11 protein-coding genes are annotated in these 15,938 nt (G+C 67.9%); 1 reads left to right on the top strand and 10 read right to left on the bottom strand.

The window, feature by feature from the left end:
* Positions 1-5: 5 nt before the first annotated feature.
* From IJ15_RS0107320 to IJ15_RS0107280, 9 genes are all read right to left on the bottom strand, one after another.
* Positions 6-1,604, bottom strand: a complete 1,599-nt coding sequence (locus tag IJ15_RS0107320) for an acyl-CoA carboxylase subunit beta (RefSeq protein WP_031937689.1) — start codon at positions 1,602-1,604, stop codon at positions 6-8.
* Complete coding sequence (locus IJ15_RS0107315) at positions 1,601-2,749, bottom strand: acyl-CoA dehydrogenase family protein (protein ID WP_031937688.1); 1,149 nt, start codon at positions 2,747-2,749, stop codon at positions 1,601-1,603. Before IJ15_RS0107315 ends, IJ15_RS0107320 begins: the two co-directional genes overlap by 4 nt.
* Positions 2,746-4,485 carry an acyclic terpene utilization AtuA family protein gene (locus IJ15_RS0107310; RefSeq protein ID WP_031937687.1) on the bottom strand — a complete coding sequence of 580 codons (1,740 nt, stop codon included), beginning with the start codon at positions 4,483-4,485 and terminating at the stop codon, positions 2,746-2,748. Before IJ15_RS0107310 ends, IJ15_RS0107315 begins: the two co-directional genes overlap by 4 nt.
* A complete protein-coding gene (locus tag IJ15_RS0107305) occupies positions 4,482-5,273 on the bottom strand; it encodes a TIGR03084 family metal-binding protein (RefSeq protein ID WP_031937686.1) in 792 nt (263 codons plus the stop codon). Before IJ15_RS0107305 ends, IJ15_RS0107310 begins: the two co-directional genes overlap by 4 nt.
* A 121-nt stretch (positions 5,274-5,394) precedes the next feature.
* On the bottom strand, positions 5,395-5,751 hold the full coding sequence (locus IJ15_RS0107300) for a hypothetical protein (protein ID WP_031937685.1): 357 nt from the start codon (positions 5,749-5,751) through the stop codon (positions 5,395-5,397).
* 150 nt (positions 5,752-5,901) lie between these two features.
* Positions 5,902-7,413 (bottom strand): DHA2 family efflux MFS transporter permease subunit, encoded by a 1,512-nt coding sequence (locus IJ15_RS0107295; protein WP_031937684.1) that lies wholly within the window; start codon positions 7,411-7,413, stop codon positions 5,902-5,904.
* Positions 7,410-7,880: a MarR family winged helix-turn-helix transcriptional regulator gene (locus IJ15_RS0107290; RefSeq protein WP_031937683.1), complete on the bottom strand. Its 471-nt coding sequence runs from the start codon at positions 7,878-7,880 to the stop codon at positions 7,410-7,412. Before IJ15_RS0107290 ends, IJ15_RS0107295 begins: the two co-directional genes overlap by 4 nt.
* Before the next feature lie 152 nt (positions 7,881-8,032).
* On the bottom strand, positions 8,033-8,998 hold the full coding sequence (locus IJ15_RS0107285; protein WP_031937682.1) for an NADPH:quinone oxidoreductase family protein: 966 nt from the start codon (positions 8,996-8,998) through the stop codon (positions 8,033-8,035).
* Between the two features lie 112 nt (positions 8,999-9,110).
* Positions 9,111-10,805 carry an FAD-dependent oxidoreductase gene (locus tag IJ15_RS0107280; protein ID WP_031937681.1) on the bottom strand — a complete coding sequence of 565 codons (1,695 nt, stop codon included), beginning with the start codon at positions 10,803-10,805 and terminating at the stop codon, positions 9,111-9,113.
* A 210-nt stretch (positions 10,806-11,015) separates the two neighbouring features.
* Here IJ15_RS0107280 and IJ15_RS0107275 point away from each other — a divergent pair, with 210 nt between their 5' ends.
* On the top strand, positions 11,016-11,801 hold the full coding sequence (locus IJ15_RS0107275) for an acyl-[acyl-carrier-protein] thioesterase (protein WP_051918608.1): 786 nt from the start codon (positions 11,016-11,018) through the stop codon (positions 11,799-11,801).
* Between the two features lie 106 nt (positions 11,802-11,907).
* Here the strand turns inward: IJ15_RS0107275 and IJ15_RS0107270 are convergent, their stop codons facing one another.
* Complete coding sequence (locus IJ15_RS0107270) at positions 11,908-15,867, bottom strand: DNA-directed RNA polymerase subunit beta' (protein WP_031937679.1); 3,960 nt, start codon at positions 15,865-15,867, stop codon at positions 11,908-11,910.
* Positions 15,868-15,938 lie beyond the last annotated feature (71 nt).

The following is a 15,938-nucleotide window of genomic DNA, read 5'->3' as shown; positions in this document are numbered from 1 at the left end:
GTTCCTCACATCCGGAAGACACCGAAGTTCTCGGTGCCCTCGATCGGGGCGGTGGCAATGGCCGACAGGCACATTCCCACCACCGTGCGGGTGTCGCGGGGGTCGATGACACCGTCGTCGTACAGGCGCCCCGACAGGAACATCGGCAGCGACTCGGCTTCGATCTGGTTCTCGATCATCGCGCGCATGCCGGCGTCGGCCTCCGCGTCGAACGCCTGCCCGCGGGCCTCCGCGGCGGCACGGCCGACGATGGAGATGACACCCGCGAGCTGGGCACCGCCCATGACCGCCGACTTGGAACTGGGCCACGCGAACAGGAAGCGGGGATCGAACGCGCGCCCGCACATGCCGTAGTGACCGGCGCCGTACGACGCCCCCAGCAGGATCGAGATGTGCGGGACCGTGGAGTTCGAGACGGCATTGATCATCATCGAGCCGTGCTTGATCATGCCGCCTTCCTCGTACTCCCTGCCCACCATGTATCCGGTGGTGTTGTGCAGGAACAGAAGCGGCGTGTTCGACCGGTTCGCGAGCTGGATGAACTGGGTGGCCTTCTGCGACTCCTCGCTGAACAGCACGCCCCGCGCGTTGGCGAGAATGCCGATCGGGTAGCCGTGGAGTTCAGCCCAGCCGGTGACGAGCGACGACCCGTACAGCGGCTTGAACTCGTCGAAGTCGGAGCCGTCGACGATGCGGGCGATCACCTCGCGCGGATCGAACGGGATCTTCAGATCGGCCGGGACGATGCCCAGCAGTTCCTCGGGGTCTTCGAGCGGTTCGATCACCTCGGCGCGCGGTGCGGGCCCCTGCTTGCGCCAGTTCAGCCGCTGGACGATGCTGCGGCCGATGCGGATCGCGTCGGGCTCGTCCACCGCGAAGTAGTCCGCGAGACCCGAGGTGCGCGCGTGCATCTCGGCGCCGCCGAGGGACTCGTCGTCGGACTCCTCCCCCGTCGCCATCTTCACCAGCGGCGGACCGGCCAGGAACACCTTGGAGCGTTCCTTGATCATCACGACGTGATCGGACATGCCGGGGATGTACGCGCCACCGGCGGTGGAGTTGCCGAAGACCAGCGCGATCGTCGGGATCCCGGCTGCCGACAGCTTGGTGAGGTCGCGGAACATCCGTCCGCCCGGGATGAAGACCTCCTTCTGCGTCGGCAGGTCGGCGCCTCCCGACTCGACGAGCGAGATCACCGGCAGCCTGTTCTGGACGGCGATGTCGTTGGCGCGGAAGCCCTTCTTCAGGGTCCACGGGTTCGAGGTGCCGCCGCGGACCGTGGGGTCGTTCGCGACGATGAGGCATTCGACGCCGCTGACGACGCCGATACCGACGATCGTGGACGCGCCCACCGGGAACTCGGTGCCCCACGCCGCGAGCGGTGACAGCTCGAGGAACGGCGAATCCGGGTCGAGCAGCAGTTCGATCCGCTCGCGGGCCAGCAGCTTGCCCCGCTTGTGATGGCGCTCCACGTACTTCTCGCCGCCTCCGGCGAGCGCCTTCGCGTGCTCGGCCTCGATCTCGGCGAGCTTGGTGGTCATCGACTCCGCCGCCGACGCGTACTCCGGTGAGTGCACGTCCAGCGTCGATCGCAGGATCGTCATGCCTGGTACCCCAATCGCTTCGCCGCCAGGGAGGTCAGGATCTCCGTCGTCCCGCCCCCGATTCCCAGAATCCGCATGTCCCGGTACTGCCTCTCCACTTCGCTCTCTGCCATGTAGCCCATGCCGCCGAACAGCTGCACGGCCTGGTTGGCCACCCACTCACCGGCCTCGACGGCGGTGTTCTTCGCGAAGCACACCTCGGCGACGAAGTCCTCGTCCGAGACGAGCGACCGCTCGACGAGGGCGCGGGTGTAGACGCGGGCGACATCGGTGCGCCGCGTCATCTCGGTGACCGTGTTCTGCACCGCCTGCCGGGAGATCAGCGGGCGGCCGAACGTCTCACGGTCGCGGCACCACTGCAGCGTCAGGTCGAGGCAGCGTTGCGCGCTCGCATACGCCTGCGCGGCCAGCGCGATCCGCTCGGTGAGGAACGCCTGCGCGATCTGCGCGAACCCCGAGTGCTCCTCGCCTACCAGGTTTTCCACCGGGACCCGAGCGTCGACGAACGACAGCTCGGCGGTGTCGGACGCCCGCCAGCCCATCTTGTCGAGCTTCCGGGCCACCTCGAATCCCGGTGTGTCCTTCTCGATCACGAGGAGCGACACCCCACCCGCGCCGGGGCCGCCGGTGCGGACCGCGGTGACGACGAAGTCGGCACGCACGGCTGAGGTGATGAACGTCTTGGCCCCGTTGACGACGTAGTGGTCGCCGTCGCGCACCGCGGTCGTGCGCAGGTGCCCGACGTCGGAGCCGCCCCCGGGCTCGGTGATCGCGAGCGACCCGATCTTCTCGCCCGCGAGGGTGGGCCGCACCCACCGGTCGATCTGCCGCGGGTCACCCGCCGCGATCAGGTGCGGCAACGCGATCCCGCACGTGAACAGCGACGCGAACAGCCCGCCGGACGCGCCGGCCTGGTGCATCTCCTCGCAGATCAGCACCGCGTCGACCAGGTCGCCGCCGTCGCCGCCGACCTCCTCCGGGAAGCCGGCACCGAGCAGTCCCAGTGCCGCGGCCTTGCGGTGCAATTCACGTGGAATCTCGCCGTCGCGCTCCCAGTCGTTCAGGTGCGGCAGGATCTCCTGTTCCACGAAGCCCCGGACAGTCTTGCGGAGCTGTTGCCGTTCGGGGGTGTCCCACACACTCATGCGTGCCCTTCCTGAAGTTCGTCGGCGTAAGAGGGAACCAAGTCGAGCGGGATCTCGATGTGCCGCGAGCGCAGCCATTCGCCGAGGCCCTTGGCCTGCGGATCGAAGCGGGCCTGCGACGCGACGCCGCGGCCGAGGATGCCCTCGATCACGAAGTTCACCGCCCGCAGGTGCGGAAGCACGTGCCGGGTCACGGTCAGGCCCTTCGTTTCGGGGAGCATTCGCTTCACCTCGTCGACGGTGAGCGCGTGCACGAGCCAACGCCACTGGTCGTCGGTGCGGACCCACACCCCGACGTTGGCGTTGCCGCCCTTGTCGCCGCTGCGCGCGGCCGCGATCACACCGAGCGGCACACTCACCGTCTCGAGCTCCGGAAGCGGCTCCGGCAGAGCAGGTTCCGGAAGATCCTCGAGCGGTCTCGTGTCGACACTCGGAGCGACGGCGACGCGCGTGCCGTCCGGCAGCACCGCGACGTGCGGCACCTCACCGGCATCGACGTAGCCGGGCGTGAACACCGCGTACGGCTGCCCGTTCGACGGCGGCGCGGTGAGCGTGAACCCCGGGTAGCTCGCGAGCGCCAACTCGACCGCAACCGACGAGAACGCCCGTCCGACGACATTCGGGTCGGTGTCGCGGACCGTGCAGCGCAGCAGCGCGCTCGCGGCCTCCTCGGTGTCGGCGTCGGGATGGTCCGTCCGCGCCAGGGTCCACTCGAGTTCCTGCGGCCGCACCGTCAGCCACGTATCCAGTTGCTGCCGAACCAGATTCGCCTTGGCCTCGATGTCGAGTCCGGTGAGCACGAAGGTGGCCTCGTTCCGGAAACCGGCGAGCGCATTGAGCGACACCTTGTACTGCGGCGGCGGGGCCTCACCGGTGACGCCGGAGAGGCGGACGCGGTCCGGGCCGTCGTCGGTGAGCACGACGGAGTCCATCCGCGCCGTGACGTCGGGGTTCGCGTAGCGGCCGCCGGTGATCTCGTACAGCAACTGGGCCGTCACGGTCCCCCGGTTCACCGCCCCGCCGGTACCGGCGTGCTTGGTGACGACCGACGAGCCGTCGTCGTGGATTTCGGCGATCGGGAAGCCGGGCCGCCCCAGGTCGGCGATCTCGGTGAACCACGAGTAGTTGCCTCCGGTCGCCTGCGTGCCGCACTCGATCACGTGCCCGGCCACGACCGCACCGGCGAGCCGGTCGAAATCGTCCCGGGCCCAACCGAAGTGCGCGGCGGCGGGGCCGACGATCACCGAGGCGTCGGTGACCCGCCCGGTGACGACGACGTCGGCGCCCGCGTTCAGGCATTCCACGATGCCCCAGGCCCCGAGGTAGGCGTTCGCGGTGAGCGGTGCGGTCTCCCGGTCCAGGCCGAGTTCGGCGGCCCGCCCGATGAGGTCGTCGCCCTCGACGTGCGCGATGCGGGCGTTCAGACCGAGTCGGTCGCTGACCTCGCGCAGCGCGTCGGCGAGTCCGGCCGGGTTGAGCCCGCCGGCGTTGGCGACGATCTTCACGCCGCGATCGAGTGCGAGCCCGAGACAGTCCTCGGCCTGACGGAGGAAGGTCTTCGCGTAGCCGCGCGCCGGATCCTTCATGCGGTCGCGGCCGAGGATGAGCATCGTCAACTCGGCGAGATAGTCGCCGGTCAGGTAGTCCAGGTCGCCGCCCTCGAGCATCTCCCGCATCGCCGAGATGCGGTCGCCGTAGAAGCCGGAGCAGTTCCCGATCCGGACCGGGGCGCTCACCGGACGGCCTTCGCGTCACGGCCGGCGCCGGACGGTCCGGCGAACGCCTGCGCGATCCCGAGCCACGTCTCGGCGTCGGCGCCCGTCGCACGCAGGTCGGTGTCCCGCCGGTGCGCACGCTGGGTGACCAGGAGGCAGAAGTCCTCGGCGGAACCGCTGACCCGCTGCGCGGCATCCTCGGGACCCCACCCCCAGACGGCGCCGTCCGGCGCGGTCAGCTCCACCCGGAACTCCTCGGCGGGCGGGGTCAACTGGTTGACGCTGTATGCGAAGTCGCGGGTGCGGACACCCAACCGCGCGATGTGCTGCAACCGATCGGTCGGCCCGCTCACCGCGCCGAGCGCGTCGGCGACGTCGCGGCCGTGCGCCCACGTCTCCATCAGTCGCGCGGTCGCCATCGACGCCGCACTCATCGGCGGCCCGTACCACGGCAGTGCGGTGCCGGCCGGAACCGCCTCGAGCACCGCCGCGAGCCTGTTCCGGACCTCCCGCCAGTCGGCCAGCAGTTCCCGCGGGGGGCGCTGCGCCTCGACCTCGGCGCCCTCGTCCACGAACCCGAACGGGTTCTTCCACGCCTCCGTCAGTTGCGCCGCGAAGGCGTCCGCGTCGGTGGCCGCCAGCAGTGCGGCGCGGTCCGTCCACACGAGGTGACCGATCTGGTGCGCCACGGTCCAGCCCTCGGCGGGTGTCGAAGTCCCCCACCTCTCGTCCGGCAGATCGGCGACGAGCGCGTCGAGCGCCGCCCCCTCCGCCCGCAGGTCGTCGACGATCTTGCTCAGGTCAGCCACATACCCTCCTCCAGTCCTGAGACCAGGATCACACCGCGACGGTAAAAAATCAAGCATGCATGATTGTTTACCGTCGCTGGGCGGCGAGGCGGTGCCCGGCCCGGCGTAGGACCCGCGGCCGTCAGGCGCTCAGATGTCCCACACCGAGCCACGACCGTCGGCGGCCGCCGTTGAGCGACCACCCGAGATCCGGCGCACGAGTGACCGGATCGAGCCGCTCGATCGCGAAGTTCGTGATCGGAAGGCGCTCCACCACCTGCTGCTCGGCGAGCATGTTCCCGGTCATCCCCTGCTCGAACAGCGAGTACGCCGTGCGATTGACCGAATGGACGGCGACCTGCAGCGCCGTGAGTGCGGTGGAGTGCGGGCCGAATTCGGCGAGCGTGTGACCGCCCCCGACCGTGGTCCCCACGACCGCGTAGTAGTGCCAGTTCGAAGTGTTGTCCGGGTTGTGCGCGACGCCAGGCTCTTCAGCCATGATGCGCCCCTTCCCTACTCGAGGCTCCTGTCGTGACGATAGGACCGCACCCCGACAAGTTCGAAGCGACGCGCCGAGACACCCCCGAGAACGCGAAGAGCCCCCGAGCGATTCGCATCGCTCGGGGGCTCCACCGGAGGGTCCGGAAGGTCAGTGCATCATCACCGGCTGGACGCTCTCCGTCGACGCGACCATGCGCTTGCGCGGCAGGAAGAACGCGGGGATCAGCGTCAGCAGGACGATCACGAACGCCACCATGAAGGTGCCGCCGAAGGACTGCGCGGAGGACTCGAGCATCTGCGCGACGCCGGCCGGATCCGTCGGGGGTGCCGCTTCCTTGTCCAGACCGTGCGACGTCATCTGGCTGGTGAGGACCACCGACATCGTCGCGGTACCGATCGAGCCGGCAACCTGCTGCACGATGTTCATCAGGGTCGAACCGCGGGCGATCATCTCGTGCTTGAGCGTGACCATCGCGGCCGTCATCAGCGGCATCATCGTGCAGCCCATGCCCATGCCCATCACGAACAGCGAGCCGAGAAGGAGCGGGTACGGCGACGTCGCGGACAGCTGGGTGAACGTGAACATGCCCAGTGCGATCAGCGGGATACCCGTCAGCACGATCTTGCCCGGTCCGAGCTTGTCGACCAGTCGGCCGGCGATCGGCATCGTGACCATCGCACCGAGACCCTGCGGCGCGAGCAGCAGACCGGCGGCCATCGCCGACTCACCGCGCACCTGGATGAAGTAGCTCGGGAACAGCAGTCCGGCGCCCATGAACGCGATGATGAACACCGTCGTGGTGAGGACGGCGATCGTCAGCTGCCGGTTCTGGAACAGGCGCAGATCGATCAGCGGATGATCCTTGCGCAGCGCATGGAAGACGAATCCGACGATGAGCGCGAGACCGATACCCACCGGAACGAGCACGTCGGGAGTCAAGCCCTTGCCGTGCTCGGGAATCGACGACACGCCGTACAGGAACAGCGCCAGACCCGGCGAGAGCAGGACCATGCCGACGACGTCGAACGCCTGCGACGGGCTCGGCTCGTCCTTCGGCAGCAGCTTGAACGCGGCCACCAGCGCGATGATGCCGACGGGCAGGTTGATGAGGAAGATCCAGTGCCAGCTGGCGGCGTCGATCAGCCAGCCACCGAGGATCGGGCCGCCGATGGGGCCGAGCAGCATCGGGATACCCAGCACCGCCATGACGCGGCCGACGCGCTCCGGGCCGGCAGCCCGGGTCATGATCGTCATACCCAGCGGCATCAGCATGCCGCCGCCGAGGCCCTGCAGGACTCGGAACGCGATCAGCGACGAGATGTCCCACGCGAACGCACACGCAACCGAACCGATGACGAACAGCACCAGGGCGCCGATGTACAGCCGCTTGGTGCCGAACCGGTCCGCGGCCCAGCCGGTGACCGGGATGACGGTGGCCAGCGCGAGCGTGTACGCGGTCATGGTCCAGGCGACGACCGCGTAGGTAGTGTCGAACTCCTGGGCGAACGTCGGCAGCGCAACACTGACGACGGTGACGTCCAGGATGGACATGATGGCGCCGAGCACCACCACGGAGGCGATCTTGAGGACCGCGCCGTCGATCTTGTCCGACCCCGGCGCCCCGGATGGGGGCGCCGCCGGCGAGTTGGGCGTCGTCATGAGCAGAATTCCTGACTTCGGGCTCGCAGGGCGTCGCCTGCGAGTATGGATTGAAGGGCCTCGAGCAACTGTCTGCGGTCCGGCTGGTCGAGCCGTCCCGCAAACGCGCGCAGCTCGTCACGCTTGTCCTCGAGATGACGGGAGACCAGAGTTCGCCCGGCCTCCGTCAGTGAGACCCGTTTGATCCGGCGATCGTCGGGGTCTTCGCGGCGCAGCACCAATTCCTGGCACACCAGTTGGTCGATGTTGCGACCGGCAGCGGCCACCGACATCCGCAGACACTCGGCGACCACGTTGATCGCGATCGGCTCCCCGTGCTGCGCCAGCACGAAGAGTGCGCGGACCTGAGAGAACGACAGGTCCATCGCGACGAGGGTGTCCATCGACTCGGACTCCCCCATGCCCAGAAGTCGCATGATGAACTCCTCGAGCACCGTGTAGACATCGTCTGGCGTCACATCTGGCACGAGCGTGAATACTAGCGACCACGCAACTATTGCAACAATGCAAGCAACCCGGATCGGTACCCGGAATCGCGACCCTTCCACGACACCACGAGGCCCCCACCTGCAGCAACAGATTTTCGACGCAGGAGGGGGCTAGGTGATGAGGAACACAATCATTCCTGGAGCAGAACGGCCTTTCCGAGCACCCGACCGGCCTCGAGGTCCGCGAGCGCCTCTGCCGCGGCCGCCAGCGGATAGCGCGCCTTCACGACGGGACGCAGACCGCGACGCACGTGCTCGACCAGCGCCGCGTGAGTCTCGGCGAGTGCCGACGGTTCGACCCGCAGGAACTCGCCCCACGCGGCCCCCACGATGCTGACGTTCCGGAACAACACTCGATTGACCTTCACCGACGGGATCCCCCCACCGGCGAAACCGATCACCACCAGACGACCCTCCGGCGCCAACGCCCGGACGGCATCGTCGAACGCGTCGCCGCCGACCGGATCGACCACGACATCGACTCCGCGGTCGCCGGTCAGCTCCCGCACCCGTGCCGCCCAGCCGTCGGTCAGGCGCACCACCTCGTCGGCGCCGATCTCGCGCAGGAAGTCGTCGGCACCGTCACGTCGGACCACCGCGATCACGCGGGCACCGTGCGCCTTCGCCAGCTGGATCGCGGACGTTCCGACCCCACCGGCGGCGCCCAGGATCGCGACGGTCTCACCGGGTTGCAGCCGCGCACGACGCGTGAAGGCGAACTCCATCGTCTGATAGTTGATGATCAACGAGGCCGCGGCCTCGAACGCCAGATCGTCCGGAATCGGAAGCACCAGGTTCGGGTGGACGGCGACCCGCTCCGCGTAACCACCGAGACTCGAGACCGCCAGCACCCGCTGACCGCGTTCGAACCCGCTGCCCTCCGGCGCATCGAGCACGACGCCCGCGACCTCGGTTCCCGGCACGAACGGCGGCTCGGGCCGGATCTGGTACTTGCCGTAGCTGATCAACAGGTCAGGGAAGCACACACCACTGGCCTTGACGTCGATGAGGACCAACCCCGTCGCATCCGGCTCCGGCACCTCCTGCACCGCCATCGCCGACGGACCCGCCAACTCCGTGACCACCACTGCGCGCACTTTCCACCTCCGAGATCTCCGAGCACCATCGACAAGAGCGTCCACCGGGCGCCTTACCCTGCAGGCCGTCTGCGCCCTCCGGACGAAGCTACCCGGGGAGAAGCGGCGACGGTCAGTTACCGAACAGGCCCCTCCGTTTACGGCCGACCGCCACCATCTCCGCGGTATCGGTCATCTTCACCCGGGGCCGGCCGGCCGCCAGCCCGCGACCGCGCTCGACCTGATCGATCGCCTCCCATCCGCGGCGCGAGATCCGCTCCGGCCGCCGACGGGCCAGCAGCTTGGACAGGTCCTTCCGGCCCAGTGCCGGCGCCGACAGTCGCTTGGCCTCGAAGTCCTCGACGATCCGTGCGACCGTCTCCCGGGCGCACGTCTTGTTGGTGCCGATCACGCCGCTCGGACCCCGCTTGATCCACCCGGTCACGTACACACCGTCGACGGGCTCCCCGCCGCCGGCGACGACACGACCGCGATCGTTGGGGATCACCCCCCGCCGCTCGTCGAACGGGACACCCGCGAGCGGCCGGCCCCGGTAGCCGATCGAACGCAGCACCAGCGACGCGTCGACGCGCGCGGTGTCGTCGGTGGGGTGTGCGGCGAGAGAACCGGCCGCGTCCTCGACCAGTTCGTTCGCCACCACGGTCACACCCTCGGCCCGGTCCGCGCCGAGGATCTCCGTCGGCGACGTCCGGTACCGGAACACGATCCGCTTGTTGCCGGGGGTGAGGGCCCGCTGCGAGAACTCCTGCGCGAGGCGCACCTTCATCGCGACGGCCGGTTCAACCTCGCCGGCATCGATCAGTGCCTGCGACCGGGAATCAAGTTCCACCTCCGCCGGGTCGATCACGACGTCGACACCCGGCAGGTCGCCGAGCGCCAGGAACTCCGGAGTCGTGTACGCCGCCTGCGCCGGTCCGCGGCGGCCCAAGAGCACGACCTCGCGAACATTGCTCTCCCGCAACGCCGCCAGCGCGTGATCGGCGATGTCGGTACTGGCGAGATCGTCGGGGTCCAGCGTAAGGATGCGGGCGACGTCGAGCGCGACGTTGCCGTTCCCGACGACGACGGCCCGCTCGCCGGACAGGTCGAACACCCGGTCCGCGTAGTCCGGGTGCCCGTTGTACCAGGCCACGAACTCGGTGGCGGCGTGGCTGCCGGGCAGGTCCTCACCGGGGATGCCGAGCGCGCGATCGCTCGAGGCACCGACCGCATAGATCACCGCGTGGTGATGGGCCAGCAGGTCGGCGTGGCTGAGGTGCTTGCCGACCTCGACGTTGAGGTGGAACCGGAACTCGTCGCGTCCGAGCGACCAGTCGAACATCTCCGTGACGACCTTGGTCCCCGGATGATCTGGGGCGACGCCCGCGCGGACCAGCCCCCACGGCGTCGGGAGCTTCTCGAACATCTCCACCTCGACGTCGGACCGCTTGAGGAGTTCCTCGGCGGCGTAGCACGCGGCCGGCCCGGCCCCGACGATCGCGACCCGGAGTGTGCCCAGGTCACGGACCGGCGGGGTGGCGGGAGTGAGCGGGATCCAATCCGGCTGCAGCGGGTGCCGCGTGTAGTAGTCGGCGTTGATCTCCCGGTAGCGGGACAGCGACTCCGTCAACTGGTCCTCGGGGAAGATCGCATTCACCGGACACGCATCGACGCAGGCACCGCAGTCGATGCATGCCTGCGGTTCGATGTAGAGCATCTCGGTGGTCGCGAACTCCGCTTCCTCGGGCGTCGGGTGGATGCAGTTCACGGGGCACGCCGAGACGCAACTCGCGTCGTTGCAGCACGCCTGGGTAATGACGTAGGCCATGTTCGATTCCCGTTCTTCGTGCCACACCAGACGTGATGCACGCCCGCCGACGCCACCGATGTGACGGCCTTCATGTGACGTAGAGTTACAGCTATGGGACTGTACTCGGACCGGCGACGCCGAACAAGCATCACTGCCCGAATCTTCTGACGACCCACCGAGGGAACTGCCAGAATCGCTGGCGACACCCGCCGAACCGAGGGAACCAACGTGCCTTCCGAGCAGATCGTCCCCACAGCGCAGCCCGCCACCGCAGCACACAGCCTCGCCCCCGCACCCCCGCACGGACAGGGCTTCGAGACGTCACGGCCCATCCGCACCGGCGACGTCGACACCGCCTACCGACTGCGGCTCGACGGGATCGCCCGCTACCTCCAGGACATCGGCACCGACAATCTGGCGGCCTCCGGCTTCGACCGAACCGACCCCCTGTGGATCGTGCGCCGCACCGTCGTCGACGTCCACCGGCCCGCGGTGTGGCCCGACCGCATCCACCTGCGGCGCTGGTGCGCGGCACACTCCACCCGGTGGTCGGCGATGCGCGTCCGGATGACCAACGACGCGAACGCGCTGATCGAGACCGAAGGATTCTGGATCAACATCGGCACCGACACCGGCATGCCGGCGCGGATCAGCGACGACCTGCTCACCGACCTCGGCCGCACCACCGACGAACACCGACTCAAATGGAAGCCGTGGCTGCCGGCGACCCCACCCGACACCGATGAGGACGACCGCACGTTCCACCTACGGGCAACCGACATCGACCCGTTCAACCACGTCAACAACGCCACCTACTGGCACGTGGTCGAGGAATACCTCACCGACCGCCCCGACCTCCTCGAAACCCCGTACCGCGCGGTCGTCGAGCACCTGAGCCCGATCCTCGCCCGCGACCACGTCCGCATCCGAACCCACGACAGCGCCACCGCACTGTCCCTGTGGTTCCTCGTGGCGGACGAGGTGCGCGCCACCGCCCGCGTCGAGACGCTCTAGCCGGCCAGGCCCCGCCGGGCCGCCCGATCCCGCCTTCCCCGGAAATGCTCGAAGGCCCCGCCCCCCGAAACGGGGGCGGGGCCTTCGAGTCAGACGTTCCTACCGGCTAGCGGTAGTCGGTGCCGAAACCGTAGTCGTCCAGCGGAACAGCAGCGCCAGTCCCGGTGCCGAAGCCTTCCGGGCTGTAGTACTGATCGTCGTACGACGGAACCGCGTAGGCGGCAGCCCGTGCCTCTTCGGTGGGCTGAACCTGGATGTTCCGGTACCGGTTGATGCCGGTGCCGGCCGGGATCAGCTTGCCGATGATCACGTTCTCCTTCAGACCGATCAGCTTGTCCGAGCGGCAGTTGATGGCCGCATCGGTCAGCACGCGAGTGGTCTCCTGGAACGACGCGGCGGACAGCCACGAGTCGGTCGCCAGCGATGCCTTGGTGATACCCATCAGCACCGGACGGCCGGCCGCGGGCTCGCCACCCTCGGCGACGACGCGACGGTTGGACGCCTCGAACTCCGCACGCTCGACCAGCGAGCCCGGCAGGAACTCCGTCGCACCCGAATCGATGATCGTGACGCGACGCAGCATCTGGCGCACGATGACCTCGATGTGCTTGTCGTGGATCGACACACCCTGGCTCCGGTACACCTCCTGGACCTCGTTGACGAGGTGGATCTGCACCTGGCGGGGGCCCATGACACGCAGCACCTCGTGCGGGTCGGCAGCGCCCTCCATGAGCTGCTGTCCGACGTCGACGTGGTCACCGTCGGCCAGCAGACGCTCGCTGCCGTCGTCGTGCTTGAACACGCGCAGACGCTGACGCTTCGAGAGCTTGTCGTAGACAACCTCTTCGCCACCGTCGTCCGGGACGATGGTGATCTTGTAGAAGCGGTCGCCGTCCTCGAGCTGCACCCGGCCGGTGACGTCCGCGATGGGCGCCTTGCCCTTCGGGACACGAGCCTCGAACAGCTCCTGGACACGCGGCAGACCACCGGTGATGTCGGCCGCGCCGGCCGCACCACCCTGGTGGAACGTACGCATCGTCAGCTGGGTACCGGGCTCACCGATCGACTGTGCGGCGACGATACCGACGGCCTCACCGATGTCGACGAGCTTGCCGGTCGCCATCGAACGGCCGTAGCAGGTGGCGCAGACGCCGGTCGCCGTGGTGCAGGTGAGCACCGAGCGAACCTTGACCTGCGTGACACCCGCCGCGAGCAGCGCGTCGATCGCCGGATCGCCCAGGTCGTGGCCACGCTCGACGATGACGTTGCCGTTCTCGTCGACCGCGTCCGACGCGAGGGTGCGGGCGTACGTCGAGGTCTCGACGTGCGCATCGCGGATGATCGCGCCGTCGGCCTGCTTCTCGGCGATGTGCGTGATGATGCCACGCTCGGTGCCACAGTCGACCTCGCGGACGATGACGTCCTGCGAGACGTCCACCAGACGACGGGTCAGGTAACCCGAGTCGGCGGTACGCAGTGCGGTATCGGCCAGACCCTTACGAGCACCGTGCGTGTTGATGAAGTACTCGAGGACCGTCAGGCCCTCCTTGAAGGAGGACTTGATCGGACGCGGGATGAACTCACCCTTCGGGTTCGTCACCAGGCCCTTCATACCGGCGAGCGAACGAACCTGAGTCATGTTGCCGGCCGCGCCGGACTTCACGATCATCGGGATCGGGTTGTCGTCGGGGAAGTGGGCCTCCATGGCCTTACCGACCTCGTCGGTGGCCTCGGACCAGATCTTCACGAGAGCACTGTTGCGCTCGGTGTGGTTGAGAGCACCGCGCTGGTACTTCTTCTCGATCTGATCGGCCTGCGCCTCGAACTGCTCCATGATCTGAGCCTTCTCCGGCGGCACGAGGACGTCGGAGATCGAGACCGTCACGCCGGAACGGGTGGCCCAGTAGAAGCCGGTGTCCTTGAGCTTGTCGACGGTCTGCGCGACCACGATCATGGGGTAACGCTCGGCGAGATCGTTGATGATCGTCGCCTGACGCTTCTTCGGCATCTGCTCGTTGACGAACGGGTAGTCCGCCGGAAGCAGATCGTTGAACATGACCCGACCGAGAGTCGTCTCGGCGGTCCAGGCGTCGCCGAAGCGCCAGCCCTCGGGGAACAGCTCCGCCTCGACCTCACGCGACGGACGCTGATGCTTCAGACGCACCTTGATCTTCGCCTGCACGGACAGCACGCCACGGTCGACGGCCATCTGAGCCTCGGCCGGCGACGAGTACACGCCCTGCTCCGGCTGACCGTCGGTGGCCGGCTGGTACTCGCCCAGCCCATCCTCGGCCTCGCGGGTCAGGTGGAACAGACCGGTGACCATGTCCAGACGCGGCATGGCCAGCGGGCGACCCGACGCCGGCGACAGGATGTTGTTCGACGACAGCATCAGGATGCGGGCCTCGGCCTGCGCCTCCGCCGACAGCGGCAGGTGCACAGCCATCTGGTCACCGTCGAAGTCGGCGTTGAACGCCTCACACACGAGCGGGTGCAGCTGGATGGCCTTGCCCTCGACGAGCTGCGGCTCGAACGCCTGGATGCCCAGACGGTGCAGCGTAGGTGCACGGTTCAGCAGCACCGGGTGCTCGTTGATGACCTCTTCGAGGACGTCCCACACCTGCGGGCGCTGACGCTCGACCATGCGCTTGGCGGACTTGATGTTCTGCGCGTGGTTGAGGTCGACCAGACGCTTCATGACGAACGGCTTGAACAGCTCGAGCGCCATCAGCTTCGGCAGACCGCACTGGTGCAGCTTGAGCTGCGGACCGACGACGATGACCGAACGGCCCGAGTAGTCGACGCGCTTACCGAGCAGGTTCTGACGGAAGCGACCCTGCTTGCCCTTGAGCAGATCGGACAGCGACTTCAGCGGACGGTTGCCCGGACCCGTGACGGGCCGGCCACGACGACCGTTGTCGAACAACGCATCCACGGACTCCTGCAGCATCCGCTTCTCGTTGTTGACGATGATCTCGGGGGCACCGAGGTCGATCAGTCGCTTGAGGCGGTTGTTGCGGTTGATGACGCGGCGGTACAGGTCGTTCAGGTCGGACGTCGCGAAACGGCCACCGTCGAGCTGGACCATCGGACGCAGCTCCGGCGGGATCACCGGAACGGCGTCGAGAACCATGCCCATCGGCGAGTTGCCCGACTGCTGGAACGCAGCCACGACCTTGAGTCGCTTGAGCGCACGCAGCTTCTTCTGGCCCTTGCCGCTACGGATGGTCTCGCGAAGAGACTCCGCCTCGGCCTGGATGTCGAAGTTGCGCATGAGGATCTGGATGGACTCCGCGCCCATCGCACCCGTGAAGTACTCGCCGTAGCGGTCGACCAGCTCGCGGTACAGGCCCTCGTCCACGATGAGCTGCTTGACGCTCAGCTTGGTGAAGGTCGTCCAGATCTCGTCGAGCCGGTCCAGCTCGCGCTGCGCACGGTCACGGAGCTGACGCATCTCGCGCTCGCCGCCGTCCTTGACCTTGCGGCGCACGTCGGACTTGGCACCCTCGGCCTCGAGCTCGGCGATGTCGGCCTCGAGCTTCTGGGCGCGGGCCTCCAGGTCGGCGTCACGCTGATCGGCGACGGTCTTCTTCTCGACCTCCATCTCGGCCTCGAGCGTGGAGAGCTCGTTGTGACGCAGCTCCTCGTCGACACCGACGATGACGTAGGCGGCGAAGTAGATGATCTTCTCGAGATCCTTCGGCGCCAGGTCGAGCAGGTAGCCGAGACGGCTCGGCACGCCCTTGAAGTACCAGATGTGGGTCACCGGAGCGGCGAGCTCGATGTGGCCCATGCGCTCACGGCGCACCTTCGCACGCGTCACCTCGACGCCGCAGCGCTCACAGATGATGCCCTTGAAGCGGACACGCTTGTACTTACCGCAGTAGCACTCCCAGTCCCGGGTGGGGCCGAAGATCTTCTCGCAGAAGAGGCCGTCCTTCTCGGGCTTGAGCGTGCGGTAGTTGATGGTCTCCGGCTTCTTGACCTCGCCGTAAGACCAGTTGCGGATGTCCTCCGCGGTCGCGAGACCGATGCGGAGTTCATCGAAGAAGTTGACGTCGAGCACGTAACTTCCTTTCCCCAGAGGGATTGTGGATCAGCGGGTGAGATCCGCTTTTCCTGACTGCCAATTCAAAT

Source organism: Prescottella defluvii, from assembly GCF_000738775.1.
GTDB classification, from domain to species: Bacteria; Actinomycetota; Actinomycetes; order Mycobacteriales; family Mycobacteriaceae; genus Prescottella; species Prescottella defluvii.
This window is presented reverse-complemented; position numbering and strand designations above follow the sequence as displayed.